This window comes from Pseudomonas sp. LBUM1644 (assembly GCF_059716195.1).
Genome location: NZ_CP166812.1, coordinates 1,877,488 through 1,903,363, shown reverse-complemented (window position 1 = coordinate 1,903,363; position 25,876 = coordinate 1,877,488). Strand labels below are relative to the sequence as shown.

The 25,876-nt window shown below is 55.5% G+C and carries 26 protein-coding genes and 1 pseudogene; 11 read left to right on the top strand and 16 right to left on the bottom strand.

Going from position 1 to position 25,876, the window contains the following annotated elements; all coding sequences use genetic code 11:
* The first annotated feature begins 8 nt into the window (after nt 1–8).
* Nucleotides 9–542, top strand: coding sequence for a DUF6680 family protein (locus ACA052_RS08685; protein ID WP_497649285.1), 534 nt, complete (start codon nt 9–11; stop codon nt 540–542).
* Between the two features lie 133 nt (nt 543–675).
* Here ACA052_RS08685 and ACA052_RS08680 read toward each other — a convergent pair whose 3' ends face one another.
* From ACA052_RS08680 to ACA052_RS08665, 4 genes are all read right to left on the bottom strand, one after another.
* Nucleotides 676–1,128: a hypothetical protein gene (locus ACA052_RS08680; protein WP_497649284.1), complete on the bottom strand. Its 453-nt coding sequence runs from the start codon at nt 1,126–1,128 to the stop codon at nt 676–678.
* A gap of 169 nt (nt 1,129–1,297) precedes the next feature.
* A complete protein-coding gene (locus ACA052_RS08675) occupies nt 1,298–2,023 on the bottom strand; it encodes a hypothetical protein (protein ID WP_497649283.1) in 726 nt (241 codons plus the stop codon).
* 526 nt (nt 2,024–2,549) lie between these two features.
* Nucleotides 2,550–3,155, bottom strand: a complete 606-nt coding sequence (locus tag ACA052_RS08670; RefSeq protein ID WP_497649282.1) for a hypothetical protein — start codon at nt 3,153–3,155, stop codon at nt 2,550–2,552.
* Between the two features lie 291 nt (nt 3,156–3,446).
* Nucleotides 3,447–3,968, bottom strand: coding sequence for a hypothetical protein (locus tag ACA052_RS08665; RefSeq protein WP_497649281.1), 522 nt, complete (start codon nt 3,966–3,968; stop codon nt 3,447–3,449).
* Nucleotides 3,969–4,594: 626 nt separating this feature from the next.
* Here ACA052_RS08665 and ACA052_RS08660 point away from each other — a divergent pair.
* The 5 genes and pseudogenes from ACA052_RS08660 to ACA052_RS08640 all read left to right on the top strand — a co-directional run.
* Nucleotides 4,595–4,954 carry a DUF6124 family protein gene (locus tag ACA052_RS08660; RefSeq protein ID WP_497649280.1) on the top strand — a complete coding sequence of 120 codons (360 nt, stop codon included), beginning with the start codon at nt 4,595–4,597 and terminating at the stop codon, nt 4,952–4,954.
* A 210-nt stretch (nt 4,955–5,164) separates the two neighbouring features.
* Nucleotides 5,165–5,497: an IS66-like element accessory protein TnpA gene (gene tnpA, locus ACA052_RS08655; protein ID WP_497649279.1), complete on the top strand. Its 333-nt coding sequence runs from the start codon at nt 5,165–5,167 to the stop codon at nt 5,495–5,497.
* A complete protein-coding gene (gene tnpB / locus ACA052_RS08650) occupies nt 5,494–5,829 on the top strand; it encodes an IS66 family insertion sequence element accessory protein TnpB (RefSeq protein ID WP_497649278.1) in 336 nt (111 codons plus the stop codon). The genes tnpA and tnpB overlap by 4 nt, the downstream gene beginning before the upstream one ends.
* Before the next feature lie 61 nt (nt 5,830–5,890).
* Nucleotides 5,891–7,426, top strand: coding sequence for an IS66 family transposase (gene tnpC, locus ACA052_RS08645; protein WP_497649277.1), 1,536 nt, complete (start codon nt 5,891–5,893; stop codon nt 7,424–7,426).
* A 23-nt stretch (nt 7,427–7,449) separates the two neighbouring features.
* Nucleotides 7,450–7,608 (top strand): annotated as a pseudogene (locus ACA052_RS08640) (IS30 family transposase); the annotation flags it as partial.
* Between the two features lie 206 nt (nt 7,609–7,814).
* Here ACA052_RS08640 and ACA052_RS08635 read toward each other — a convergent pair.
* The 3 genes from ACA052_RS08635 to ACA052_RS08625 form a co-directional block, all read right to left on the bottom strand.
* The gene (locus ACA052_RS08635) at nt 7,815–8,126 is read right to left on the bottom strand and encodes a hypothetical protein (protein ID WP_497649276.1); all 312 of its coding nucleotides are present in this window, start codon (nt 8,124–8,126) and stop codon (nt 7,815–7,817) included.
* A gap of 291 nt (nt 8,127–8,417) precedes the next feature.
* Nucleotides 8,418–8,732: a hypothetical protein gene (locus ACA052_RS08630; RefSeq protein WP_497649275.1), complete on the bottom strand. Its 315-nt coding sequence runs from the start codon at nt 8,730–8,732 to the stop codon at nt 8,418–8,420.
* An 8-nt stretch (nt 8,733–8,740) separates the two neighbouring features.
* Nucleotides 8,741–10,207 carry a DUF6861 domain-containing protein gene (locus tag ACA052_RS08625; RefSeq protein ID WP_497649274.1) on the bottom strand — a complete coding sequence of 489 codons (1,467 nt, stop codon included), beginning with the start codon at nt 10,205–10,207 and terminating at the stop codon, nt 8,741–8,743.
* Nucleotides 10,208–10,948: 741 nt separating this feature from the next.
* Here ACA052_RS08625 and aac(6') point away from each other — a divergent pair.
* Nucleotides 10,949–11,401: an aminoglycoside 6'-N-acetyltransferase gene (gene aac(6') / locus ACA052_RS08620; RefSeq protein ID WP_497649273.1), complete on the top strand. Its 453-nt coding sequence runs from the start codon at nt 10,949–10,951 to the stop codon at nt 11,399–11,401.
* 213 nt (nt 11,402–11,614) lie between these two features.
* Nucleotides 11,615–11,857 carry a CopG family transcriptional regulator gene (locus ACA052_RS08615; protein WP_497649272.1) on the top strand — a complete coding sequence of 81 codons (243 nt, stop codon included), beginning with the start codon at nt 11,615–11,617 and terminating at the stop codon, nt 11,855–11,857.
* Nucleotides 11,858–12,016: 159 nt separating this feature from the next.
* Here the strand turns inward: ACA052_RS08615 and ACA052_RS08610 are convergent, their stop codons facing one another.
* Nucleotides 12,017–12,262: a type II toxin-antitoxin system Phd/YefM family antitoxin gene (locus tag ACA052_RS08610; RefSeq protein WP_497649271.1), complete on the bottom strand. Its 246-nt coding sequence runs from the start codon at nt 12,260–12,262 to the stop codon at nt 12,017–12,019.
* Nucleotides 12,263–12,649: 387 nt separating this feature from the next.
* Here ACA052_RS08610 and ACA052_RS08605 point away from each other — a divergent pair, with 387 nt between their 5' ends.
* The 3 genes from ACA052_RS08605 to dusA all read left to right on the top strand — a co-directional run bounded on the left by ACA052_RS08605 (nt 12,650) and on the right by dusA (nt 14,681).
* A complete protein-coding gene (locus tag ACA052_RS08605) occupies nt 12,650–12,958 on the top strand; it encodes a type II toxin-antitoxin system TacA family antitoxin (protein WP_497649270.1) in 309 nt (102 codons plus the stop codon).
* Entirely contained in the window at nt 12,916–13,434 is a 519-nt protein-coding gene (locus tag ACA052_RS08600; RefSeq protein WP_497649269.1) for a hypothetical protein, read from the top strand. Before ACA052_RS08605 ends, ACA052_RS08600 begins: the two co-directional genes overlap by 43 nt.
* Before the next feature lie 251 nt (nt 13,435–13,685).
* Nucleotides 13,686–14,681 carry a tRNA dihydrouridine(20/20a) synthase DusA gene (dusA, locus tag ACA052_RS08595; protein ID WP_497649268.1) on the top strand — a complete coding sequence of 332 codons (996 nt, stop codon included), beginning with the start codon at nt 13,686–13,688 and terminating at the stop codon, nt 14,679–14,681.
* Here dusA and ACA052_RS08590 read toward each other — a convergent pair.
* From ACA052_RS08590 to smc, 8 genes are all read right to left on the bottom strand, one after another.
* Nucleotides 14,651–15,997, bottom strand: coding sequence for a sensor histidine kinase (locus ACA052_RS08590; protein ID WP_497649267.1), 1,347 nt, complete (start codon nt 15,995–15,997; stop codon nt 14,651–14,653). The genes dusA and ACA052_RS08590 overlap by 31 nt on opposite strands.
* Complete coding sequence (locus tag ACA052_RS08585) at nt 15,994–16,662, bottom strand: response regulator transcription factor (protein WP_497649266.1); 669 nt, start codon at nt 16,660–16,662, stop codon at nt 15,994–15,996. Before ACA052_RS08585 ends, ACA052_RS08590 begins: the two co-directional genes overlap by 4 nt.
* Nucleotides 16,663–16,665: 3 nt before the next feature.
* Nucleotides 16,666–16,971 carry a PepSY domain-containing protein gene (locus ACA052_RS08580; RefSeq protein WP_497649265.1) on the bottom strand — a complete coding sequence of 102 codons (306 nt, stop codon included), beginning with the start codon at nt 16,969–16,971 and terminating at the stop codon, nt 16,666–16,668.
* Nucleotides 16,971–17,279 carry a PepSY domain-containing protein gene (locus tag ACA052_RS08575; RefSeq protein ID WP_497649264.1) on the bottom strand — a complete coding sequence of 103 codons (309 nt, stop codon included), beginning with the start codon at nt 17,277–17,279 and terminating at the stop codon, nt 16,971–16,973. The genes ACA052_RS08580 and ACA052_RS08575 overlap by 1 nt, the downstream gene beginning before the upstream one ends.
* Nucleotides 17,280–17,374: 95 nt before the next feature.
* Entirely contained in the window at nt 17,375–18,538 is a 1,164-nt protein-coding gene (locus ACA052_RS08570) for a zinc-binding metallopeptidase family protein (RefSeq protein ID WP_497649263.1), read from the bottom strand.
* 240 nt (nt 18,539–18,778) lie between these two features.
* Nucleotides 18,779–21,136, bottom strand: a complete 2,358-nt coding sequence (gene ligA, locus ACA052_RS08565) for an NAD-dependent DNA ligase LigA (RefSeq protein WP_497649262.1) — start codon at nt 21,134–21,136, stop codon at nt 18,779–18,781.
* 147 nt (nt 21,137–21,283) lie between these two features.
* Complete coding sequence (zipA, locus tag ACA052_RS08560; protein ID WP_497649261.1) at nt 21,284–22,138, bottom strand: cell division protein ZipA; 855 nt, start codon at nt 22,136–22,138, stop codon at nt 21,284–21,286.
* Between the two features lie 249 nt (nt 22,139–22,387).
* A complete protein-coding gene (gene smc / locus ACA052_RS08555) occupies nt 22,388–25,876 on the bottom strand; it encodes a chromosome segregation protein SMC (RefSeq protein WP_497649260.1) in 3,489 nt (1,162 codons plus the stop codon).

The following is a 25,876-nucleotide window of genomic DNA, read 5'->3' as shown; positions in this document are numbered from 1 at the left end:
GACTTTGCATGACACCAGAAACTCTAGCTCAAGCCCAATTAACAGTAGCCCAATGGCAACTATGGGTAACAGCAATCGCTATTTTTGCTGGGCCACTTACGGGGATTATTTTTACACTGTGGTTTCAATCAAAAAAAGATAAGCTTGAAGCAAAGCGCAAACTATTCCTTACTCTTGTAGCCGAGAGAAAAGGTCTTCTAATTTCCCAGAAAGTCGCCCAAGCACTGAACACAATAGATGTGGTATACGCAGACAACGCAAATATCAAAAACCTTTGGCACAAATATTATGCTTTGCTATCTCATCAACCTAGCCAAGAGCGCGACCACACTTGGATCGAACTAATCGGGGCAATGTCACAAGAACTTAAATATACAAAGTTCAGTCAAACCGATATTGATAAGTTCTACATTCCTCAAGGGCATGCGGATGATATCGAATTCCAGAGAAAAATCGCGCAGCAGTGGTCGAGGGTTCTTGAGAACACGGAGCATCTTAATGTCGCGACTAGAAAAGATGAACTTCCTCCATCTAAAATCTGACCACTGGCACAACAACCAATAAAATGTTGGCTTGGTCAAAAAAGGACTGTAAAAAGAAAACTGCGGACAGATTTATTTTTCCATGAGGTCTCGTACCAAAAATAAATCTGTCCCCATTTCTAATTCTTCTAGTTTAGCTAAAGAACAACCCTAAAAAATACATCGTCACGTGGGAAAAAGAATAACATTTCATCCATATGTACCCACCTAAAATCGCGAAAGCCATGGACACCAATGACCCGAGCAAACCCAGATATGCACGCGACACATCTGTGTTAGCGTCGGTGAAAATTCTGTAATGTACCTGCCCTTTCATCGCAATCCAGGCAACTGCAGCCTGAAGCGCTCCATTTCCATCTAGTGCCCAAATAGCGAATGTAAAGAAAAATCTTTCCACTATCCCCATCAGCACACCAGTGATAATAAACTCCGGAAAAGATTCTTTTGGGCCTTTCGAACCAATCAATATTTTTTTGAATATCCAAAAAAAAGTAAAAATAAATAATGTTCCGGTGGCTCCTAATATTCCCGAGACCACTACCAAACCAAAAAACCATGGCAACTCAACTAAACTTTTCCAATCCACCGCCCGAACCCTCCAAAGCTTAACAGATCGATACTCCGTCATTGCCATATGGGAGTGTAGGCGCTTTAAGGTTGACTGCAGAGGTTTGCATGGTCGAGAAAGGGTACAGATTTATTTTTCAGACATGAGCAATAAAAGCAATCTGTAAATGCTATCGACACATAGCCTACTATAGTAACGACCTATCAAGCGCCGCCATTGACTCTTTCCGCTGCGCAAGAAGAACGATCTTGTCCGAATCAGAAAGGTTTGAACCAGGTGTGGGAAAAGCAGAGGCGGTGGCCTCGCACCAGCGAACGAAGGTATCACTGCTGGCGAACGCTAGTGCTTTCGCCTTCCGTACTAAGGCCATCTTTATATGTGCGGCGATGACTGGATTAACTCTGGAATATGCAAACCGCGAAGAGGGGTGGTTCACCACCGCCACTGGGACATCCCCAGCGAGCGACCGAATCCGATGACCGTTCCGCGCGCTAAGGCAAACAATCAAATCCGGTGCTAATACGTCCAAGACTTCGGCAAATGCACTTTTGCCCCTCTCCCAGGCTTCTTTTGGTGGATGGACGCGAGTATCGCGTATGAATTCCTGCAGGAAATTGTAATAAGCAACGCTATTCCAGAACTCCCTTCTTTGTATGCTCGTGAAGCTTTGTCTGACGTTTTTCACCGCACTCATTATTTTGGTGAAGTGCGGGTGCCGACGAAGCTTGCTGGTTGCCCTAGGGTGCTTCTCGCCTAACGCTAGAGCTTTCACGATTTCGGGTGTAGCTGTTGGGCGTTCGTGTTTTTTATCGCCATAGTGAGACTCGCACACTAGAAGAATGCGTAGATCGCAAAACCCTTCCGCATAATGGGAGCCGACCCAAGGCGCAAAGCGGACTTTATTTTTCTTCATGGTTATCCATACCTTTAATACCGTTTATTCGCGGTTTGTTTACGACGGCATTGAACCCGAGGAATGTTTCGTTGAGCACTTTGACAGCCAAACAGGACTCAGCCTTTCCTGGGGGATAGTGCCAACGACTCCTACATTCGTCACGCTATATCTGTTAAAAACACTCCGCTACGGCCCTAGGCCGTGTCCGCTTGCGAACCGTAAAATGTTTAATCTTGCGATGAACCGCCACCGGAATACTGGCCCTAACGACCGGCTGGTTTTGGCCGATTTCTGCCTTCCACGACTGGCTGAAACAAACCCATAGCCGCCGGTGAGCAACGGCAAATTCGGCCAGTTGACGTCGGTCATGAGGGGTAGCAATCGACCCGAAGCAAAATAGTGCTCCGCATTTAAGCACCCTACATGAAATCGATCTTTTGTATCCTGAAAATCTAAAAGCCGGTAATCAGAAGCTTGAAGATTGCGGCAGTTAATAATTGTTGAAGGTAAATTACGGGCTTCTCCTAGGATAGCGCCAATAATTTTAGACTTCTTTTTGCGCCTCAAGTGCGATATGTTCAATGTGCTGGTCGAGCGAGCGAATCATTTTGTTAATTCTTGGCTTGTTGAAGATGAAGCGAAAAACGCTGACTATTCCTGTGGCAATTACGCCAATAGCACCAAAAAAGAAATTTGTCGCCGCTCCGAATATTATAGATGCAATAAATAATATTGTTGTCGGAGTGGATGAGATAACATCTAATTTTAGGTGTTTATTCAGGTCGCTTGCGTTGCTTATGATGTGGTGGTTTTTCGCGCTATGATTAACTAGAGCAGTGTAGTAAGTGGATTTTGCATCGTTGGTGGTAGCAGAAATCAAGGTAATAAATTGGCCCTCCCGTAGAGGAATATCATACCCGGTCAGCTTGACGCTTTTTTCGGTGCCGTCAGCTTTTTTTATCCAGAATTCCTGCTTTTTAATTATAGTCGTCTGGATTTTAGGTGCTTGTACGTGACCGCCTTGCTTGCCAATATAGCCTCCGCCTCCACTGGACGAAACGCGCGTTTCTGAGTACTTGTTTTGGCTTAAAACCTCGCCCGTAACCTTCGAGAACTCAACCGCTTTGTTTTTATGCTTGAAGCTTTCCATCGCTTTTTCCTTATCGTTATTATCGTTTGAAGGCCGTTTGACAATATGTGATCTATTTGGCGCGTTTCAATGATGGCTTTTTTGGTCATCATTTCCGATTACTGCCTGCCGCAAATGGTTGCACTCTTAGAGACGGCGGACGCCAAGTCGCCCCTAATACCTAGGCAGCGCGTAAATCTATAGCAATCAAATGAACCATCTAGAATGGCTGTAAGCAATATAGCTGCTTAGGAATAACCCGTGAGCACCAAAAAAGTGGAATTAAAAAGCTATGTAGTTATGCTCTCAAGATCAAAATTTTCCTGAACTTTTAAATTTAATTTGTTCACAACCACACCCGAATTCTGCCCACGCTTGATCATCACTTAGTGCGAGAATTGCATCACGCGACTTTGTATACATCTCGATTCTAGATTTGATTTGAGCGATCATTACGTATTTAATATTGCTCTCCGGAGAGCTTTCAAAACCTGACAGTTTAACCTGCAGTTCATCAATTTCTTGTTGCTCGACTGCAGCGTGCCGATCACGATTCCATTTGATGAAATATGTCTTGGTATCGGCGATGTCAGGCTTCAAATCTTGCAGCGTCCTTCCGCCGAATCGCTTGGCGAACTGATCGCCCTCAGAGTAGCGGCTCTTCAACATGGCCACATCATTTTGCCATTGAATCGACTCGCCATCTGGCATGGTGTTGATCATCTTGTCCAACGATCGCTGAGCCATGGCATTTGAGGTGCCATCAATCTTCGGTGTTGAGTCGCCGCACGCAGCCAAAATTAAAAAAGATGCAACTAGAATAGCTTTTTTCACTTAAAACCTTCCCTGAGTGATAGTCGTCGATTTTTTATCAGGTTATTAGAGTCAAATCAATGGCCTATGGCTATCACCGATCATATTCTTAGCCGCCGGCAAGGAGTTTGCTCACGTAGCGCGCTAGAGGAACCTAATTTGAGAATTCGACAGGCAGCTTTTGGCCGATTGCTGCCAGTCACGATGAGTATCATCAGATTTTTCGGTGATGGATCGGATCTACTAAATGCCAGACCAACGAAAAGGCAGAGCGTGTCCTTTCGTTAAACATCGCCAGAGGGTGTTTGTTTAAGCGCCCTCAAGCTTACGTCCTTAAAGCTACAAAACCTTGCGCCTTTGCCTACGCCTACGCCAGAATCCGCCGGCTTGTGCGCCTTGGAGCCCACCGGTAACTTGACTCCTGTCGCTGCCCATCAGTGATCGGGTTTAGCAGCCCGTGGTTTTTCTAGTGAAGTGCGCAAGCTCTATCAGCCAGGCATTCCCATGCCTGCACTTGATGGTAGCTGTGCGCAGGGCGCCTTCGGGCGCGCCGGCTTGCTAGATCCCCGGTCTGCTAACCTGCGTACAGCTGCCTCCCCTTTCGTTTAGCAGCAAGAGGGGTGGCACTCCATACAAGGATCTAGTTAATGATAAAGCCTTCACCCAACCCACCGGACACCGATCCGGTCTCCCCGTACGAACCCGATTCAAACAAACTCAACGACGCCGCCGAACGGGCCCTTGATTACCACTTCCCCTCGACTGCCGATATCAAAGCGAAGCCGCGTACGCCCAGCACGCTGTTTACCGTGGACCCAGCGGTGACGACTGAAACCCTAGTGGTTTACTTGGTCGAGACGCTGGCCTCGGTCGACGTGATGGTCCATCACTTGGTGGATCTTCTGGACGGTGGGTCGCGCAATGCCCTGCTGGGTATATCCAACAGCATCATGCTGGCGGAGATCACGGCTAACCGGGTGTTGGATCAGATTGATCCGCGTGAGTAGGCCGGGTTCGATCTGACGAGGGGCTTGTCGATGTGGGTTGCTGTGCAGCCCAACAGGGGCAAGCCCCTCGCCACAGTTATTTATCGAAAGGGACCAGCTGATAGTTAGTAACCGTCCGGCCAAGTCATCTACCCAGCGCTGTAAAGCCAAGACATGGTGTGCACTTAAATTTAAGTGGGCACCAGTTCTAGCCTTTTAAGCGGGTATTTCATGCAGCCAACACGCCGTTCCTATTCCAAGTCCTTCAAAGTCCAGGTCATTCAAGAGTGTGCCCAACCCGGTGCTTCGATTGCCAGCATCGCACTCAGGCATAGTCTCAACGCAAACCTCGTCCACAAGTGGATTCGCCTGCAAGCGCAGAAAAGCACACCGCTGCAACCTGCATTCATTCCGTTACCCGTGCCGCTGGCCGGGGCAAAGTCCCACTCATCATCATCGAATATCTGCGTTGAAATACAGCACCCGTGCGGCACCGTCAAAGTGAACTGGCCCATTGAAAATGCTGCTGCCTGCGCGACCTTTATTAGAGACCTTCTGCGATGATTCACATCGACTCTATCTGGCTCGCCACCGAGCCGATGGACATGCGCGCTGGTACCGAGACCGCGCTGGCCCGGGTGATTGCGGTGTTCGGTGCGGCGCAGCCGCACTGTGCTTATCTGTTCGCCAACCGCCGCGCCAATCGCATGAAAGTGCTGGTGCATGACGGTTTCGGAATATGGCTGGCGGCGCGCCGGTTGAACCAAGGCAAGTTTCACTGGCCTGGCATTCGTCATGGCTCTGAAATGGAACTGGATACCGAGCAACTTCAGGCATTGGTGCTGGGTCTGCCATGGCAACGCGCGGGTTCTGGAGGCTCGATCACACTGCTTTAAGGGTTGCCATTAGCCTATCGGTCTATCGCCGCGAAGCGCCTGCTCTGGCAAAATCCGGCGCATGACTTCTTCGCCCAATCTCGACCAAATGTCCCCCGACCAACTGCGTGCTTTGGCAGCGCAGTTGCTGTCGCAAGTCGACACAATGGGCAAGAAAATCAACCGTGATCAAACAGTCATCGAGAAACTGACCTTCGAGATCGCACAGCTCAAGCGCTTGAAATTTGCCAAGCGCAGCGAGCAGATGAATCCTGAGCAGGCCAGTTTGCTCGATGACCTGATCGACACCGATATCGCCGCGATTGAAGCCGAGCTTCAGGCTTTGCAAACAGCGCCAGCGGCGACCGAGAAAAAGCAGAAGCCCAAGCGCACTGCATTACCGGCTGAGTTTCAACGCACACTGATCCATCACGAACCGGACAACACTCACTTCCCATGCGGCTGCGCGCTGAAACGCATCGGTGAAGATGTCAGTGAGAAGCTGGATTACACACCGGGCGTGTTCACCGTCGAGTGTCATGTCCGTGGCAAATGGGTCTGTGATGACTGCGAAACGCTCATCCAGGCACCGGTTCCGGCGCAGATCATCGACAAGGGCATCCCAACTGCTGGGCTGCTGGCCCACGTCATGATTGCCAAGTTTGCTGACCATTTACCGCTTTACCGTCAGGAATCAATCTTCGGTCGAGCGCGCCTGGCGATTCCACGCTCAACCTTGGCTCAATGGGTTGGCGTGACCAGGGTTCAGTTGCAGCCGCTGGTCGATGCGCTGCGCGAAGTAGCACTCGGGCAGCAGGTTATTCATGCCGATGAAACACCCGTGCAAATGCTCATGCCGGGAACAAAGAAAACCCACCGTTCCTATATTTGGGCCTACGCCACCAGCCAGTTCTCGGATGCGGCAGCGGTGGTTTATGACTTCAGCCCCAGCCGCGCCGGAGAGCATGCTCGCAACTTCCTGCAAGACTGGAAAGGCAAGTTGGTCTGTGATGATTTTGGTGGTTACAAAGCCAGCTTTGAACTTGGCGTTACCGAAATCGGGTGCATGGCCCATGCACGGCGCAAATTCTTCGAGCTGCACGCTACCAATAAAAGCACGCTTGCTGAGCAAGCACTGCGCTATATCCAGTTGTTGTACGAAATCGAGAGTGAAGTCCGCGACCTGGAGCCGGATTTACGGCGCCGAATACGGCAAGAAAAAGCAGTACCGGTGATGAATATGTTGCATGCTTGGATGATCGCCCAGCGTGAACTCGTGCCCGAAGGCTCAGCCATCAGCAGAGCACTCGATTACAGCCTGAAACGCTGGGCAGCGCTGTCGCGCTACCTCGATGACGGGGCCGTGCCCATAGACAAAAACTGGGCCGAAAATCAAATCAGGCCATGGGCTCTTGGTCGCAAGAACTGGCTCTTCGCAGGGTCGTTACGCAGCGGAAAACGGGCGGCAGCGATCATGAGCTTGATCCAGTCAGCGCGGCTGAATGGGCATGATCCGTATGCTTACTTGAAGGACGTTCTCACTCGTCTGCCGACGCAGCGCGCCAGTGAGATCGCCGAGTTGTTGCCGCATAACTGGTTGCCGTTGCGCGACCTGTAATGCCCGTTAATTTACAGTAGTGGCCCAAGGGTACGGACTTGTCGGTACACAGCCAGGAAGCGTTGGACGCCATCTCCTACCAAATGAATATTCGCCCTCGTAAACGCTTCGGTTATAAATGTCCAATTGAAGTCATTACAGAGGTGATGGACATGCATCATGCGACTCCCACTTCAGTTCAACAGCCGTGTTGCGCTCAACTCTTGCAACCGCCATGCCTCATCGAACAGCACCGGGAAGGTCTAATGGTTGGCTCGGAAACAGGGGATAAATAACAAATCAAAAACGACTACCACATTTTTTTGGGGGAAGGCATCGGTACGGTACCTGTGCCAGCGACCGATCATTCCAGATGCAAGACGCCGGTAGGTCATTTTATTTTGCCAAATCAAGGTGCCTTGTCTAGCATCTGTTGGATAATCTTGTATGCCTTCGTATTCCTACCGTCGGTAATTTCAACATAGAACTTGCTATAGGCTTTCGAGAGATCGTCATATTGTTGCAGATCTGTATCAGCGAACAGCCGATAGCCTGGGATGTCTCGAGGTTCGAGTTTTTCCTGAATCATCTCATTTTCGTCTGCTGAAATTAAAGGTTCCATCTGTATATGCAGAGCTAGTACGGAGAGATCTGTCAACTTGTAAAATTCAAGCTTTTTACGTAAATCCAGAGCTGCTTGCTTCAATAATGACGTATCCATATGCATTCCTAATTGTCGATTTCGACAATGAGTTTTGCGGCTTTTGCCCGATGTGAGCGTGGGAAGCGAATAGCCAAGATTGGTTGTCGAGATACTGCAGGTCGGTCGTTTGCATCTGCGGTGCCCGAGGTAAGAGAAATGGTGATGCTGGGGGAATCGTGTCCTTTGCCAGCGATACATCATTCAAGACGCAAGATCACCGTTAGCCGCTTTTTCGAGACAGTTGGCTGATCCCAAATATCATACTGGCTGTAGCAGTCGCGGCAAGGCACACAAACGATTCAAGCATTCTTATAATCTGCTTTTTCTTAACATCTCTTGTAACATTTTGAAGGCCTCTGAGTTTCTGCCATCATTCAGCTCAATAAAGAAATTATTATAGGCTTTCGAAAGGTCAGAGTATTGCTCTAAATTTGACTCGACAAAGGTACGGTATCCAGGAATGTCTCTCGCTTGCATTTTTTCTTTGATCATTCCACGTTCAGCAGCTGATATTAAATGTTCAAGCTGTTGATATAAGGCTAGCGCGGCCGGATCTTTGTCTTTGTAAAAATCCAATTTCTCACGAAGATCAATAGCGCTCTGTTTTAAAGCTAGAATATTCATACCCATTCCTAATTATCGATTTCGCCGATGAGTTTAGCAGATGACCACTCATTTCTGTTAGGTACTAAATACTGCGCCGCTTCGCCAGTTCTTGTGATTTTACCTCCGAACTCTACCGTTGGCGCGACCTTACTAACAAAAATATCGGTAGGCTCGAGTGGTGTGATTTCAAAAATTGAATATCTAGCGTCTTCACTGATCACTGGTAGGCCGAGCGAATCGGCTAAAGTTTTATCACTTCTAGCTGCAGCCTTTAACTCATCCATGGTGGTGAAAAAAGGCGAGTAGTCGGAAATTCCTTCTGCGCCCTGAGGTACGATCTTCACCAGCGGCGTTGACATACGAGTTGTTACTGGCACAGTGCTTCCTGAGGCGATCTGATTAAGAGCCCTGTTGTAAAGCGCTTCATCAGTCAGTGTCGGGTCTGCTGCAATTAGTTTAGCTGAGTATTTCTGCCCCTCTGCGCTAAGCAAATAGTCATCGACTTGCTGGTCACTCAATCCTACCGGCTTGAATGTTTTAGCAAGCTCTCGCTGTTTTTCGACTGCCACGAATTTCGGATCCTGCTGAGCATAGAACTCACGCATCTCCTTTTCCTTCGCAAGCCTCTCCAGCGAGGTCACTCCCCTAATCTGTAGCTCCGGATGCTCCAAAAGTAGTTTTTCGTTTTTCGTGAGCCATACAGCGAACGGCTTGTTGGAAATCTCTGATCGAAGCTTGGCACTTCTCGTCGCGATACTTTCCAGGCTGTTGACCACCCCCGCTTTCATCTGCCCTCGGGTGAGATAGGTGACAATCGCCGTCAGTAACAGCAACACCAATTGCTCTTGCCCTTGGGCCAACTGTCTGGCTGCGCGTTCTTTGCGTTCCTGAATCATCGCCGCTGAACCGCCAGTCGGGTCGAGGCCTGGATTTTTCAAGCCGTCTTCCGCTCGCCACGCGGTACGGAGACCTTCAAATATCGTTGATAGGCAGGGCCCTATTCCCGCCGAGAAATAACCGGTGATGGCGTACAACCCCAGCGCTGCCATGATCAAGTTACCGACCTGCAATCCGACACCGGCGCCGATTGCTGCGCCAGGCACTGCGCCAGCACCAAAGGCAAGCGAGCCGACCGCTCCACCCAGAGCGGCGCCGATCGTCACGCTACCGCCCACGATCATCACAACTTCCTGCAACAGTTTGAGCAACACCGGCAGAATTTCGTTGATATTGATCGACGCCCATTTGCGGCTGATGTTCATCTGCATGATGGGTGCAGATAGGGCCATCGCGTGGCGGACGTTATCGATCCGATGCCCGCCCACGTACCCGTAGGCTTGAGTGGCGCCGTTGCTGACGCGGCGGGTAAAGCCGTTCCAGCCGTCGTGGGCGCTTTGGAAGCCGTCATCAACGCCCTCATTCAACGCATTGAATTTCTGGTCGAAATTTCGTTCGATGTCGTCCCAGCTGGGCAGGTTGGTTAAAAGATCCATTTACTCGTGACGTCCTTGAAAGGAGGCGGGGCTGCCACACTTGTTGAAAGCTCGGCCGGGTACTGGCAGGGTTGCCCATTTATGACCGCAAATGCTCGAAAACATTTTCAAACGGGGGCTATTTTTCTCATCGGCGTTACAAAGGCAATGATGTCAAACAGGCATTATGGGTATTTACTTATTGCTCAAATGCTCGCAATCCCTGTGCGGCAGGGGTTCAAGGCTGTTCTGATGCGCACGTTTTCTTTTGAATTTCCTCGAAAGGGGGAATTGGGCGGATGATCGTGATCCGCTGGTGAGCGCCTAATGTCGGCTGCTCTTATAAAGCGGTGTACGTAAAGCGCGCATAGACGATCTGTTCGATACGCACATGCCAAAGGGTGTCCTCACGCGCCTGCCCACACAGCGGGGGAGTGAAATCGAGCAGTTGCTTCTACATAAGTGACAACCGGTTTAATCACGCAAGACGTGATGCCCGGACGCATACGATAGTTAAGCCGAAAAACGGTCTGTAGCATTTGGCGAGGTCTGCGTTCGGCCGCGTAGCAGTCGTAAGATCAAGCGATGCGGTGTTTCAGGAAAACCCTGTGCTCAGGTTTTACGACTGCTGCGCAGCCGAACGCAGGCTTCGCCAGCTGCTACATAAATCGTGTTTGGCCTGCTATTTCTAAACTGATCGGCATTACCGGCTAATGGATGTCCCTTTTTTCCGACCCAAGCCTGACCGAGGACGCTCCCTCAATGATTAAACGTTGCACTTTGCTCGACCATAACGGTTGGCTCCCCCTGCGTGTTGCCCTGTGGCCTGATTCCGCCCCGGCCAATGACCACGACAAACAGACCATACTGAGCGCGCCAGATCGCTATCTGATACTCATCTTCGCTGATGAGAACGGCAACGCTCTAGGGTTTGCCGAGGCGTCGATCCGAGCGGACTACGTCAACGGTACCAGCTCCTCGCCCGTGGCCTTTCTCGAAGGTCTGTACGTCCAGCCCGCCAGTCGGGGCCAAGGCATAGCGCGGCAACTCGTGGTGAGCGTCCAACAGTGGGCCGAAGAAATAGGCTGCACCGAACTGGCTTCGGATGCACTGCTAGATAATCAGGGAAGCCACGCCATGCATGAGGCCTTAGGCTTCGCGGAGACGGAGCGGGTGGTTTACTTTTTGAAGCCATTGGGGGCTATTAAGGCTTAGTCGTGGGTGCATAACGAGCAGTAGGTTATTCTGATGACCAGCCTGCCAGCCGCGCGGCCTCAGTGCTGATGCATTTGATCCTGAACCTCGTGGCATACCTTTCTGAGCCAGAATGCTTAGCGCAGCTTGAGATACACCTCGCGACAACCTGCCGGTCCCGATTGTGTTTGACGGTATCAACATACCCAATCACCACCCCACGCCGAGGTTGCCATGGCCGGTATATCGCTAAACCTTCCGGAAGACCTATCCAACTCTCTCGCAGACCTCGCAAGGACCAATGGCCAAAGTGCGAGCTATCTGGCTATGGACGTTCTTCGTGACTACATCGAACACGAAAAGACGCTGACCCTGCAGATCGAGCAGGCGGTGAAGGAAGCCGACGAAGGTAAATTCGCGAGCGATGAGCACGTAGCGGCGATGCGTGCTCGGCGCTGGAGCCGGAATGCGGATTGAGCGGCTGGAAAAAAAGGCCTCAATATTCTGAAATACGTAGCAGCTCAGTAAAAGCCAGGACTGGATTTTCGAGTCATTCCGCGAGTTTTTTCTTGAGTTTGTCTCGCAAGGTGTGGCTCGGTTTGTCACTCATTACGTGCTGAAGACAGAAATTCAGGCTTATAAATCATCCAGTTCTACCGGCACGGGTGTTTCGTGGCGGCGAGCGCGGACCAGCTCCGCCAGATCCAGGTCATCCAGGCGCTCCATCATTGCCTCGAAGAAATCAGTGGGCACCATATAGCCCATCACCCGATTATGGTTGAGTACCGCCACCGGGCTGCCATGCGCCCCGTTCAACACGGCAGTGGGGTTTTTCTTCAGTTCGGACACGCTGACTGCAAAATCCGCCAATACACTTTCCATAATTAAGACTCGAGGTCGGGAGGGTCGCGCGAATGTGGTTGCTGCTTGCTGAGGCGGGCTGCGGGCTGCGGGCTGCGGGCTGGAAGTGATCTTGTACCACCCCGGCACCCCGCTCGCGGCGAGAAAAAGCTCGCCGCTTGCTTTGATCACCGCTCGGCAGATTCTGTGTAGCTGAATGCGTTACGTGTAGACATCTGCTACACAGCAAACCTATGATTCATTTGCGGGGCGAGCCAATGCACCCCAGCCATTTAGTGGCTTAAGCGGCACTGCCGCCTATTTGAGGAGCAACCTGATGAACACCCTAACCTGCGTAACTATCAAGAAATGAGTTTAAGGAGGTAACCCGCCCCCCTTCTGAAAGCAAGCAACAACAGGACCAAAATCATGACCACAACTCTTTTGCCTGCGAAGGCCGCTGCAACAGAAAAAACCAAAGCCGTCCCTATCAATATGCGGGTCGACTTTAGAAAGCGAGACTTGATCGACGTGGCAGTAGCCATTTCTGGAAGCGATCGGACCAGCTTCATCTTGGACGCTGCCTGTAAAAAAGCAGAGGAAGTCATCCTGGATCAGCGCCTATTCAGCCTTGCAGACAATGAGTTTGACGCATTCGAACAAGCCTTACAGTCGAATCCCGTAAGGAACAACGAATGTCTTCGCCAACTGCTCGAACGACCACCTCGGTGGAGCTAAGCGCCCCGGAAAAACTGACTGTAAGCCACGATCTGAGTTCTTTTGATTGTGGTGAAGAATCGATCAACGAGTACCTGACAAAAAGGGCTCTCAAAGCTCAAAGTGCCAAACACGCTTCCGTATTTGTGACCTGCATAAAGGGCACCAGGACCGTCGTCGGCTACTACACATTGTCGAACGGCGTGGTGATGCGCGCAGACGTGATGCCCAAACGAGCGCAGCGCAACTCACCAGACCAGCACCCGGTGACCATCTTGGGTCGCATGGGGATATGCAAGACTGCCCAGGGCACGGGACTCTCCCTCGATCTACTCAAGGATGCCATTCTTCGTGCAATTACCGCGTCCAGCGACGTCGCGTCGACGGCTCTCGTGGTGCACCCGCTCACTGATCGTCTGGTGGGGTATTACGAGAAGGCTGGATTCATTCGTTGCCCGCAACTGTCCCCCATTACCATGATGCTTCCTTTTACCTGATCAGCGCTGGGTCAGCACTCTGGCCGCAGGCCACTGGGAAAAACAAAAAAGAGGAAAAGAGACAGAGGAAAAAGGGACACCCTGTCTAGCCCTGAAGCAGGTGTAAATCTTATTCAGGACGGGACACCCTCCAGAAAAATAGTGTTATTTGCTGGACAGATTTTCCTGCGTCAGCCGCACTCGTCTGAGCCCACCAACCCCAATCCTGATAAACTCCCCCACCTCCCAGCCTCACCGATTCCAGATCCCCCATGTCCGCATCCAACGCCACACCCGCCCCGCTCTCCCGCCGCTTCTCCGTCGCCCCAATGATGGACTGGACAGACCGCCACTGCCGTTTCTTCCTGCGCCTGCTCTCCAAGCACGCCCTGCTCTACACCGAAATGGTCACCACTGGCGCCCTGCTCAACGGCGATCACGAGCGTTTCCTCCGTCACAACGAAGCCGAACACCCGCTCGCGCTGCAACTCGGTGGCAGCGTGCCGTTGGACCTGGCCGCCTGCGCACGCATGGCCCAGGACCACGGCTACGACGAGGTCAACCTGAACGTCGGCTGCCCGAGTGATCGAGTGCAGAACAATATGATCGGCGCGTGCCTGATGGGGCATCCACAGTTGGTGGCGGATTGTGTGAAGGCGATGCGCGATGCGGTGTCGATTCCGGTGACGGTGAAGCATCGGATCGGGATTAATGGGCGGGACAGTTACGAGGAGCTGTGTGATTTCGTAGGTACGGTTCGGGATGCCGGGTGCACGAGTTTTACGGTGCATGCGCGGATTGCGATTCTGGAGGGGTTGTCGCCGAAGGAGAATCGGGATATTCCGCCGTTGCGTTATGACGTGGCGGCGCGGTTGAAGGCGGATTTTCCGGAGTTGGAGATTATTCTCAACGGCGGGATCAAGACGCTGGAAGCGTGCCACGAGCATTTGCGGACGTTTGACGGTGTGATGCTGGGCCGTGAGGCGTATCACAATCCGTATGTGATGGCCGAGGTGGATCAGCAGTTGTTCGGCAGCACGGCGCCGGTGATCAGCCGGGCCGAGGCGCTGGCGCAGTTGCGGCCATATATCGCGGCGCATATTGATGCCGGTGGTTCGATGCATCACATCACCCGGCATGTATTGGGGCTGGGCACCGGGTTTCCGGGGGCGCGCAAGTTTCGGCAGTTGTTGTCGGTGGATATTCACAAGGCTAAAGAGCCGTTGGCGTTGCTGGATCAGGCCGCCGAGTTGCTTGAGGGGCGTTGATCGCCCCGCTTCGGCAACGTCATCGTTACGTTCAATCCGCCCCATTCGCTTTCGCGCAACGCTAAAGCGCCGCCCCACGTGTCGACGATGTCGCGCACGATTCCGAGGCCCAGGCCATGCCCGTCAGTCTGTTCATCAAGCCGCGTGCCACGGCTGAACACCTGATCGCGCTGGTCCTCGGGAATGCCCGGGCCGTCGTCTTCCACGCTTAGCTCAAAGTGTTCTGCGGTTTCGGTCACGCTCAATCGAACCTCGGCGTCTGCCCATTTGCAGGCGTTGTCGAGCAGGTTGCCGAGCAGTTCCAGCAAGTCCTCGCGGTCCCATGGCAGTTGCAGTCCTGAGGGTGCGACGTAACTGAGGTGCAGATGTTCGCCGTGAATCATGCTCAACGTGGCGAGTAGCCCGGGCAATTCAGCGTCGCAATCAAACAACGCGCCGGGCAGTGCGTCGCCGGACAAGCGGGCGCGGTTGAGTTCGCGATTGAGTCGGTTCTGGACCTGCTCCAGTTGTTGTTTGAGGATTTTGCGCAATTGCGGGTGAGCGTCGAGCTGCTCGCTGGACGCCAGGCTCAACAACACCGCCAGCGGGGTTTTCAGGGCATGGCCGAGGTTGCCCAAGGCATTGCGTGAACGCTTGAGGCTGTCTTCGGTGTGGGCCAGCAAATGGTTGATCTGGGCCACCAGCGGTTCCAGTTCCACGGGCACTTGATCATCGAGTTGCGAGCGTTGGCCCTGTTGCAACTGGGCGATTTGTTCGCGGGCCTTTTCCAGTGGACGCAGTGCGCGGCGCACGGTGATTCGCTGCAACAGCAAAATCAGCAACAAGCCCGCCAGCCCCAGGCCGAGACCGACCTGCTGCATGCGCAGGAAACTCTCGCGTACCGGGGTGTAATCCTGGGCCACGCTGATGGAAATCTGCTGACCCAGTCGCCGGTAGTCCGAGCGCAGCACCAGCAACTGTTGGCCTTCGGGGCCGAGCTGCAGATGGCTCTCCAGGCCGGGGGACTCGAGGCGTGGCAGTTCCTGATCCCACAACGAACGCGAACGCCAATGGCTATCGGCAAAATCGATGCGGAAGTAGTGCCCGGAAAACGGTCGCTGATACGCCGGCGCCAGGTGTCGCTCATCCAGTTGCAAACCCTGCGGCCCACGCACCAGCGCCACTAGCAGGTTTTCGCTGTCGTTGCGCAGCCCGGCTTCGAGGTAGCGTTGCAAGCCCATCTCGAAGAGCCACAGGCTGGTTTGCGCCAGCACCAGGCCGACGATGACCATTACGCTGATCAGCCCCAGGCTCAAGCGACGCTGGATCGACTTCACTCGGCTTGCCCGCCGAACAGATAACCCTGGCCCCGGCGGGTTTCGATCACGCTGCGGCCGAGTTTGCGTCGCAGGTGGTTGACGTGGACTTCCAGCACATTGGAATCGCGCTCGGTTTCACCGTCGTAGAGGTGTTCGGCGAGGTGGCTTTTGGAGAGGATCTGTTCCGGGTGCAGCATGAAGTAACGCAACAGGCGGAATTCGGCGGCGGTGAGCTGGATGTCGGCGCCGTCGCGGGTCACGCATTGACGCCCCTCATCCAGGTGCAATCCGGCCGCCTTGAGCGTCGGCTGATTGGCTTGGCCGTGGGACCGGCGTAACAACGCCTGTACCCGCAAGTGAAGCTCTTCGGGGTGGAAAGGTTTGGTCAGGTAATCGTCGGCGCCGGCCTTGAGGCCTTCGATGCGTTCGGCCCATGAACCGCGCGCGGTGAGGATCAGCACCGGCGTCGACAAACCGCCGGCGCGCCATTGCGTCAGCACTTCAAGCCCCGGCAAACCCGGCAGGCCGAGGTCGAGGATGATCAGGTCGTAGGGTTCGCTGCTGCCCTGGTAGACCGCGTCGCGACCGTCGGCCAGCCAGTCCACGGCATAACCCTGGCGGTTGAGCCCGGCCATCAATTCGTCGGCCAGGGGCACGTGGTCTTCCACCAGCAACAATCGCATCGGTCAATCTTCCTTGTCTTTCAATAAGCGGCCAGTGGCGGCTTCGATGTCCAGTTCACGGACCACGCCTTCGGTGGTCAACAGCTCGACTTCATAAATGTAGACGTCGTGTTTTTCTTCGAGCTCGGCTTCCAGCAGTTTCGATCCGGGATGGCGGTCCAGCGCCTGCTGCAGCAATTGCTCCAGCGGCAGGATCACGCCTCGCTGACGCAGGCGCAGGGCTTCGTCCTGATCCAGGTCGCGGGCCATGACCACCGAGCAAAACGCCAGGAGGACCAGCGCCGTGCGTGAAAAAGAAAGCGCCTTCATTACGTATCCTGATGATCCTTGAGAACCTTCCCGCTGACAGCGTCCAATTCCAGGTCCCACTCAACGCCCTGCGGGTCGCGCAGTTCCACCTGGTAGATGTACTTGCCGTACTCTTCTTCCAGCTCGGTTTCGCTGACCTTGGCGCCGGGATGCTTGGCGAGGGCGATGGCATTGAGTTTCTCGAAAGACACAATGGTACCAGCGTCGCGCAGCCGCAGGGCTTCGTCGGGGCCGAGGTCGCGGGCGTGGGCGATGCTGGCGGTCAGGCCGATGATTGATGCGGTGATCAGGGCAGTCAGGGTTTTCATGGGTGTCTCCGTATTTTTTGTGTGTTGCCTACGGGGGCCACCTTAGCGATCCGAACTTAATTGAAACTGAATTGCCATCATGGAAGATCGATCGTTTATTGGGCCAACACCTCATCAGCCCTTCCACCTTCCTGCTGAATCACCAGATGGATGAAGTGCAGCTTGGCGATCACTGCCGGCGGCAAGACGAACGGATAGAAATCCGGCTGGCCCATGCTGCGCGACAGTTCGTTGAGCATGCCGGCCAGCTCGATCCACGCATTGACGAATGAAAGGAACGCCGCACCGCCGGGGTGTTGTGGATCGTAGAGTGTGCTGGACGGGAACGGCTGGTAGTCGAAATCCATTTCCCGGGCGCTCATGCCAAAACCCAGCGCCGTGTCCACCGCGTCCATCATGTGCAGATAGTGAGCCCAGGTTTCGGCCCAATCTTCCCACGGATGCATGGTGGCGTAGGCGCTGACGTAGTGTTGTTGCCAGTCGAGGGGCGCGCCTTGCTGATAGTGCCGTTCGAGCGCGTCGGCATAACTGGCGCGCTCGTCGCCGAACAACCCGCGAAACGGTTCCAGCCACGGGCCGCTGGCGATCAATCGGTCCCAGTAGTAATGCCCGACTTCATGCCGAAAGTGCCCGAGTAACGTGCGATACGGTTCGTGCATCTGCACCCGGACGTGCTCGCGGTGGGCGTCGTCGGCTTCCTTGATATCGAGGGTGATCAGGCCGTTGGCGTGGCCGGTGGTCGGCGGCTTGCCTTCGAGGTCGACGCCGATGAAATCGAAGGCCAGGCCGGTTTCTTCGTTCACGGTTTTCGGGATGACTTGCAAACCGAGGCTGATCAATTGAGCGACCAGACGCCGTTTGGCGGTTTCGACCTTGCGCCAGCGCTCGTGGTTTTCGGCAATCGATAAATCGGGGATGGTGTGGTTCAGGCTGCAGGCGATGCAGAGCGCATCGTGGTCGTTGGCCGGGAGAAGCCAATTGCATGCGGCGGGGGTATCGAGGTTGGCGCAGCGACGGAACACGCCTGCTTCGGGATCGGCGTCGAGGGTCCAAGTGTCCGTCTGCTCGGCTGGCTGAAGGGAGGACAGGCGACTCTGTTCCGGCTGATAACCCAACATCGCGGAACAGGCCAGGCATTGGCTGTTGCGGAAAAACAGCGATTGCCCGCAACGGCAATGCCAGACCTTGCTGTTGCGCGAGCTCTCGCCGATGAAGGGCGCGGCGATGCGTGAGCTGAGCTGTTCGAAGAAGCGGTGCATGGCGATCTCTCCCTGGGGGTTGCCAAGACTAGATCATTCCCTGGCCGTGATCGTTCCCGTGTGTTTGTGGGGTCGATCAAAAGATCGCAGCCTTCGGCAGCTCCTACAGGGATTGGCAGTTGCCGCACGTTCGGTGGAAACGACATCAATTGGCGGTCGGCGCTCGTTTCGTGGAAACGACATCGATCTACTGTAGGAGCTGCCGAAGGCTGCGATCTTTTGATCTTGGCCTCCCCAGCGTCAGACCGTAATACCATGCCCTTTCAGAAACCCGACAAACGCTTCTTCATCCAACACCTTCAACCCCAACTCATTGGCCTTGGCCAACTTCGACCCCGCCCCCGGCCCGGCCACCACGCAATGGGTCTTGGCCGATACCGAACCCGCCACCTTGGCGCCGAGGCTTTCGAGTTTGTCCTTGGCGATGTCGCGGCTCATCAATTCCAGCGAACCGGTCAGCACCCAGGTCTGCCCGGCCAGCGGCAGGCCTTCGACGACTTTCTTCTCGCTCTGCCAATGCATGCCGAAATCGCGCAGCTGCTTCTCGGCGGCTTCTGCGATCTGGCGATTTTCAGCGAGAGCAAAAAACTCGCGAACCGAATTCGCCTGTTTCTCCGGCAGTGCCTGGCGCATGTCTAGCCAGTCCGCACTGAACACCCCTTCCAGCGAACCAAACCTGTCGGCCAGTTTCTGTGCCCCGCCCGGCCCCACCGAAGGAATGTGCAGCTTGTCGAGGAACCCGCCCAGCGTGGTGCTGGCGGCAAACTCGGCGCCCAATTCGCCCTGATCCTGAATCTGCAGGCCGTGCTTCAGCAGTTCGGCGATCACCTGTTGGTTGTGCGCATCCTCGAAGAAGCTGTGAATCTCGTGCGCCACTTCCAGGCCGACATCCGGCAAGTACGTGAGCACTTGCGGCAACGCTTGCTGAACCCGCTCCAGCGAACCCAGAGAGCGCGCCAGCACCTTGGCCGTCTCTTCGCCGACGTCGGGAATGCCGAGGGCGTAGATGAAGCGCGCCAGGCTCGGTTGCTTGCTGTCTTCAATGGCGCTGAGCAGGTTCTTGCTCGACAGCTCGGCAAAGCCTTCCAGATCGACGATCTGTTCGAACGTCAACGCGTAGAGATCGGCCGGCGAACTGACCAGACCTTCGTCAACCAATTGCTCAACGCTCTTCTCGCCCAGACCTTCAATGTCCATGGCGCGGCGGGAGACGAAGTGAATGATCGCCTGCTTGAGTTGCGCGCCACACGCCAGACGACCGACGCAGCGGTACACCGCGCCTTCGCTGACGGTCTCGCGACCCTTGCTGCGCTTGACCAGTTGCGTGCGCTCGACATGCGAGCCGCAGACCGGGCACTGCTCGGGAATCTGCACTGGCCGCGCGTTTTCCGGACGACGTTCGAGGACCACTTGCACCACTTGCGGGATCACATCGCCGGCGCGGCGGATGACCACGGTGTCGCCGATCATCAAGCCCAGGCGCGCCACTTCGTCCATGTTGTGCAGCGTCGCATTCGCCACGGTGACGCCGGCCACTTTCACCGGTTTCAGACGCGCAACGGGGGTGACAGCGCCGGTACGACCGACCTGGAATTCCACGTCGAGCAATTCGGTGAGCTCTTCCATGGCCGGGAATTTGTGGGCAATCGCCCAACGCGGTTCGCGCGCGCGGAAACCCAGTTCACGCTGCGAGGCGATGCTGTTGACCTTGAACACCACGCCGTCGATTTCATACGGCAGCGCGTTGCGGCGCTCGCCGATGTCGCGGTAGTAATCCAGGCATTCGTCGATGCCGTTCGCCAGTTTCAGTTCATGACTGATCGGCATGCCCCAAGCTTTGAGTTGCTGCAGATTGCCGATGTGGGTGTCGGCAATATCCGCCGAAATCTGGCCGATGCCGTAGCAGCAGAATTCCAGCGGACGGTTGGCGGTGATCTTCGAATCCAGCTGACGCAAGCTGCCGGCCGCTGCGTTGCGCGGGTTGGCGAAGGTCTTGCCGCCGACTTCCAGTTGCGTGGCATTGAGCCGTTCGAAACCGGCCTTGGACATGAACACTTCGCCGCGCACTTCCAGGGTCGCCGGCCAGCCGCTGCCTTGCAGTTTCAGTGGAATATTGCGCACGGTGCGCACGTTGACGCTGATGTCTTCGCCGGTGGTGCCGTCGCCGCGAGTCGCGCCGCGCACCAGTACGCCGTCTTGATAAAGCAGGCTGACTGCCAGGCCATCGAGCTTCGGTTCGCAGCTGTATTCCACCGCCGCGCCGCCACCGAAGAGGTCGCCTGCCGGCAGGTCCAGACCTTCGGTGACCCGGCGATCGAACTCGCGCATGTCGGTTTCTTCGAAGGCGTTGCCGAGGCTGAGCATCGGCACTTCATGACGCACCTGGGTGAACGCCGACAGCGCCGCGCTGCCGACGCGCTGGGTCGGCGAGTCGCTGGTGATCAGTTCCGGGTTAGCGGCTTCGAGGGCCTTGAGCTCGTGGAACAAGCGGTCGTATTCCGCGTCGGGGATGCTCGGCTCGTCCAGCACGTGGTAGCGATAGTTGTGCTGATCCAGCTCTGCACGTAGCTCTAGAATGCGGGTTTTGGCGGCGGTCATGGGTGTTCTCTCATAAAGCAAAAGAGCAGCCGAGGCTGCTCCTATTTATCCATTCAAGATCAAAAGATCGCAGCCTCGTTGCACTCGGCAGCTCCTACAGGGATCGCGTTCCCTGTAGGAGCTGGCGAACCCTGCGATCTTTTGACTTTAGCGCTTCTGGGTCAACGCGCGACGTTCGAATTCGACGATGCGCTGACGGTAATGCTCGATCGTCTGCGCGGTCAGTACGCTACGCTGGTCGTCTTTCAGTTCGCCGTTCAGCTCCTGGGACAGTTTGCGCGCGGCAGCCACCATCACGTCGAAGGCTTGCTTCGGATGACGCGGGCCTGGCAGGCCGAGGAAGAAGCTCACGGCCGGGGTGCTGAAGTGGTCGATGTCGTCCAGGTCAAAGATGCCTGGCTTGACCGCGTTAGCCATCGAGAACAGCACTTCGCCATTGCCGGCCATGCTTTCGTGGCGGTGGAAGATATCCATCTCGCCAAAGCGCAGACCGCTTTCCAGAATGTTCTGCAGCAGCGCCGGGCCCTTGAAGCCGGCAGCGTCGCGGCAGATCACGCTGATCACCAACACTTCTTCGGCTTGCGGTTGTTCTTTCTCGCTGACCGAAGGCGAAGCTTTGGTGTCATCCGGGAAATCGTCGTCGCGGCTGCTGAAACTAGGGCCGCCGTCCAGGTCCAGACTCAGGTTCATGTCGCCTTGCGATGGCTCACCATGACTACGCTTGCCGCGCTTGGAACCCGATTCACGCGGTTCACGGGCCGGCATGCTCACCGACGGCAGATCGTGCTCGTCCAGTTGCGGTTCTTTTTGCGCATCCAGCACGCGGGGCGGGCCCAACAGCTCCGCGCCGGTGTCCTCATCCGGCAAATTGGACAAACTTCGGTCAAGACGGAATTTCAGTTTTCCCTTGCCGCCGCGCATACGGCGCCAGCCATCAAAAAGAATACCGGCAATGACAATAATGCCGATGACGATCAGCCACTCGCGCAGACCGATTTCCATGTAATCCCGTGCCTCTATAAAAAATGCTGAAAAATAAGGGGTTTACAACTCGTAAACCGCTTTAAAACGTGGCGCCAACTCTATGTTCTGACAGGCGTTTTGCCCACGTATACGAAAAATTGACATTAAACTAGCACGACCAAAGGCAACTTTACACCGTCAGTCGAAAAGGGCGCGCAAATTGTGTCAATTTGCCAGCCTGGGCAAACCCAGCTTGAAGCTTCAAGCGTGTAGCTTGTCGCTGCGCCGCTAGGCGTCCACCATCGCCATCGCCTCCTCGACATCCACTGCCACCAGACGCGAACAACCCGGTTCGTGCATCGTCACCCCCATCAGTTGATCGGCCATTTCCATGGCGATCTTGTTGTGGGTGATATAGATGAACTGCACCGTCTGCGACATCTCTTTGACCAGCCGAGCGTAGCGTCCAACGTTAGCGTCATCCAGTGGCGCGTCAACCTCATCGAGCATGCAGAACGGCGCAGGATTCAACTTGAAGATGGCAAAAACCAGGGCCAATGCGGTCAGGGCTTTTTCGCCACCGGAGAGCAAATGGATGGTGCTGTTCTTCTTTCCTGGCGGCTGCGCCATGATCGTTACCCCTGTATCGAGTAGATCTTCGCCCGTCAGTTCCAAATACGCGCGTCCGCCACCGAAAACTTTTGGGAAAAGCGCCTGTAAACCGCCATTGATCTGATCAAAGGTATCTTTGAAGCGGTTGCGGGTTTCCTTGTCGATCTTGCGAATCACGTTCTCGAGCGTGTCGAGCGCTTCCACCAGATCGGCGTTCTGCGCATCCAGATAACGTTTACGCTCAGATTGTTGCGTGTATTCGTCGATGGCCGCGAGGTTGATCGCACCGAGGCGCTGAATGCGTGCGGCAATGCGTTCGAGTTCTTCCTCGGCGTCCTTCTCGCTGGCCTCGCTCGTCAGCGTGGCGAGTACGCCATGCAGGTCGTAGCCGTCCTCGAGCAATTGGTCTTCGAGAGTTTTGCGGCGCACGGTCAGGGCTTGCCATTCCATGCGCTGGACTTCCATCTGGCCACGGATTAATTGCGATTGCTGCTCGGCCTGATTCCGGCGCTTCTCGGCGTCGCGCAGTTCGCGGTCGGCGTCTTCCAGGGCGACTTGCGCGGTCTTGAGTTCTTCGTCGACGGTCATGCGTTTGTCGAGGAGTTCTTCAAGCTTGAGGCGCAGCTCTTCCAGCGGTGCTTCGCCCTCCTCCAGATTCAGGCTCAGCTGTTCGCGTTTTTCGGTCAGGCGCTCGGACTGCATCTCCAGCCGCTCCAACGCCTGACGCGTTGAGTCGTGTTGCGCCTTGAGCGAACCCAGACGCACTGCCAGTTGATGCGCATGATCCTTGTGCTGCCGCGCCTCCTGCCGCACCCGATCAAGGCGCTCGCGCAAACTGTCGCGCTGGGCCAGCAGCAACTCACGCTGCTCGGTGTCCAGCGCCATGGCGTCGAGGGCGTCCTGCAATTGCAGGCGCGCCTCGCCGATATTTTCGTGCTCCAGCGCGCGTTGCTCGGCCAACTCAGTGAGTTCTTCGTCCAACCGCTTCCGGCGCAACGTCAGTTGTTCGGCCTTGGCTTTGCCGGCGGACAATTGCGCCTTCAACTCGCCTTGCTGGCGGGCTTCGTCTTGCAGCAGACGGCGCAAATGCTCGCGACCGTTTTCCTGCTGACGCTGTTGCGCACGCAGGGTTTGCAATTTCGTTTCCAGGGTTTCGACCGTGGCTTCGCGCTCTTCACGCTCCAGGCTCAGTCGCTGGATTTCCTGACCACGGGCGAGCACGCCGCTTTCCGCTTCGCTGGCCCGTCGCACGCGTAAAAAGTGTCGACCCACCCAGTAACCGTCGCGACTGATCAAGCTCTCACCGGCACTTAACTGGCCGCGCAGCGCCAAAGCCTGCTCAAGGCTGTCGACCGGCTTGACCTGCCCCAACCATGGCGACAGATCGATCTGCGCCTCGACCTTGTCGAGCAAGCTGCCGGGCACGCGCATGCCATCGCGGGCCGGGCTCAGCAAGCGCAAGTCGCCCTGGGCAAAACCGGCCAGATCGAAAGCGCCGAAGTCATCCACCAGCACGGCTTGCAGGTCGGCGCCGAGCACGGTTTCCACCGCCAGCTCCCAGCCCGCTTCAACTTTCAGGCCTTCAGCCAGACGTGGACGGTCCGCCAAGTGCTGTTCGCGCAGCCACTCGGCGGTGCCAGTGCCGGGATCGAGCGCGGCTTGCTGCAACGCTTCAAGAGACGCGAGACGACCGTTCAGGCGCTGCAAATCCCCCTGCGCCTGCTGCTGATTTTGCAGGGCCAGCTGTAATTCCTGACGCAGTTGCTCAAGGCGCTCGACCTGCGCTTCTTCGCTGGCCTGCAAGTCTTCGAGCGTGGCCTCAGAAGCGGCGAGTTGCTCGCTGAGCTCCATGATCGCCGCGTCCTCCGGATCCGCCGACAGCAACGCGCGCTCTTCGCCAAGGCGCTTCTGACGATCGGCCAGGCGTTCCATGCTGGTTTCCAGCTGCTGGATGCGCGACTGCTGAACTTCAGACTGACGCAGCGGCTCGGCGGCCGTGAGGTTGAACGTGTCCCACTGCTCCTGCCAGCCGTGCATGGTGGTTTCGGATTCTTCCAGCGCGGCGGCGGCTTCTTCGGCCGCAGCGCTGGTGACTTCCTGTTCCGGCGTGAGCATGTCCAGCTCTTCGCCGAGGGTCTGGAGCAACGTGCGGTCGAGGCCCAAGTGAGATTCGGTTTCGAGGCGCGCACGCTCGGCTTCTTTCAGATCGTCCTGCAACTGACGCAAACGCTGCTGGCCGTGCTGGATGCTCTGCTCGACCCGGGCAATGTCGCCGCCGACCGAATAGAAGCGCCCCTGCACCAGATTGAAGCGCTCGGACAGGTCGTGGTGCCCGTCACGCAAGCGTTCGATGCTCGCGTCGGCGTTGCGCTGCTCGGCGACCAACGCCTCGAAGGTGACTTCCTGATTGCCGATGACCGCTTCGCGCTGCCCGACCTGCTCGTTCAACGCCTGCCAGCGCAGCGCTGACAACTGAGCCTTGAGCTGGCGTTCTTCGCCTTTGTATTCCTGGTATTTCCTGGCGGCTTCAGCCTGACGGTGCAGGCGTTCAAGCTGACGCTCCAGCTCTTCACGCAGGTCGGTCAGGCGGGCCAGGTTTTCGTGGGTGCGGCGGATGCGGTTTTCAGTCTCGCGCCGGCGCTCCTTGTACTTGGAGATGCCCGCCGCCTCTTCGATAAAGTTGCGCAGGTCTTCGGGCTTGGACTCGATCAGCTTGGAGATCATCCCCTGCTCGATAATCGAGTAGCTGCGCGGACCAAGGCCTGTACCGAGGAAAATATCGGTGATGTCACGACGACGGCATTTGGTGCCGTTGAGGTAGTAAGTGGTCTGGCTGTCGCGGGTCACTTTGCGGCGAATGGAAATTTCCGCGTAGGCCGCGTATTCGCCGAGCAAGGTGCCGTCGGAATTATCGAACACCAGCTCAATGCTGGCCTGACTCACGGGCTTGCGGCTGGTCGAACCGTTGAAGATGACGTCGGTCATCGACTCGCCGCGCAAGTTCTTGGCCGAGCTCTCGCCCATCACCCAGCGCACGGCGTCGATGATGTTCGACTTGCCGCAACCATTGGGCCCGACCACTGCCGCCATGTTGCTGGGGAAGTTTACGGTGGTAGGGTCGACGAAGGATTTGAATCCCGCCAGCTTGATGCACTTGAGCCGCAC

Coding starts and splice junctions, on each gene's coding strand:
- ACA052_RS08685 (WP_497649285.1), top strand. CDS start 9: ATGACACCAGAAACTCTAGCTCAAGCCCAATTAACAGTAGCCCAATGG.
- ACA052_RS08675 (WP_497649283.1), bottom strand. CDS start 2,023: ATGAAGAAAAATAAAGTCCGCTTTGCGCCTTGGGTCGGCTCCCATTAT.
- ACA052_RS08670 (WP_497649282.1), bottom strand. CDS start 3,155: ATGGAAAGCTTCAAGCATAAAAACAAAGCGGTTGAGTTCTCGAAGGTT.
- ACA052_RS08660 (WP_497649280.1), top strand. CDS start 4,595: ATGATAAAGCCTTCACCCAACCCACCGGACACCGATCCGGTCTCCCCG.
- tnpA (WP_497649279.1), top strand. CDS start 5,165: ATGCAGCCAACACGCCGTTCCTATTCCAAGTCCTTCAAAGTCCAGGTC.
- tnpB (WP_497649278.1), top strand. CDS start 5,494: ATGATTCACATCGACTCTATCTGGCTCGCCACCGAGCCGATGGACATG.
- tnpC (WP_497649277.1), top strand. CDS start 5,891: ATGACTTCTTCGCCCAATCTCGACCAAATGTCCCCCGACCAACTGCGT.
- ACA052_RS08635 (WP_497649276.1), bottom strand. CDS start 8,126: ATGGATACGTCATTATTGAAGCAAGCAGCTCTGGATTTACGTAAAAAG.
- ACA052_RS08630 (WP_497649275.1), bottom strand. CDS start 8,732: ATGAATATTCTAGCTTTAAAACAGAGCGCTATTGATCTTCGTGAGAAA.
- ACA052_RS08625 (WP_497649274.1), bottom strand. CDS start 10,207: ATGGATCTTTTAACCAACCTGCCCAGCTGGGACGACATCGAACGAAAT.
- ACA052_RS08615 (WP_497649272.1), top strand. CDS start 11,615: ATGGCCGGTATATCGCTAAACCTTCCGGAAGACCTATCCAACTCTCTC.
- ACA052_RS08610 (WP_497649271.1), bottom strand. CDS start 12,262: ATGGAAAGTGTATTGGCGGATTTTGCAGTCAGCGTGTCCGAACTGAAG.
- ACA052_RS08605 (WP_497649270.1), top strand. CDS start 12,650: ATGACCACAACTCTTTTGCCTGCGAAGGCCGCTGCAACAGAAAAAACC.
- ACA052_RS08600 (WP_497649269.1), top strand. CDS start 12,916: ATGTCTTCGCCAACTGCTCGAACGACCACCTCGGTGGAGCTAAGCGCC.
- dusA (WP_497649268.1), top strand. CDS start 13,686: ATGTCCGCATCCAACGCCACACCCGCCCCGCTCTCCCGCCGCTTCTCC.
- ACA052_RS08585 (WP_497649266.1), bottom strand. CDS start 16,662: ATGCGATTGTTGCTGGTGGAAGACCACGTGCCCCTGGCCGACGAATTG.
- ACA052_RS08580 (WP_497649265.1), bottom strand. CDS start 16,971: ATGAAGGCGCTTTCTTTTTCACGCACGGCGCTGGTCCTCCTGGCGTTT.
- ACA052_RS08575 (WP_497649264.1), bottom strand. CDS start 17,279: ATGAAAACCCTGACTGCCCTGATCACCGCATCAATCATCGGCCTGACC.
- ACA052_RS08570 (WP_497649263.1), bottom strand. CDS start 18,538: ATGCACCGCTTCTTCGAACAGCTCAGCTCACGCATCGCCGCGCCCTTC.
- ligA (WP_497649262.1), bottom strand. CDS start 21,136: ATGACCGCCGCCAAAACCCGCATTCTAGAGCTACGTGCAGAGCTGGAT.
- zipA (WP_497649261.1), bottom strand. CDS start 22,138: ATGGAAATCGGTCTGCGCGAGTGGCTGATCGTCATCGGCATTATTGTC.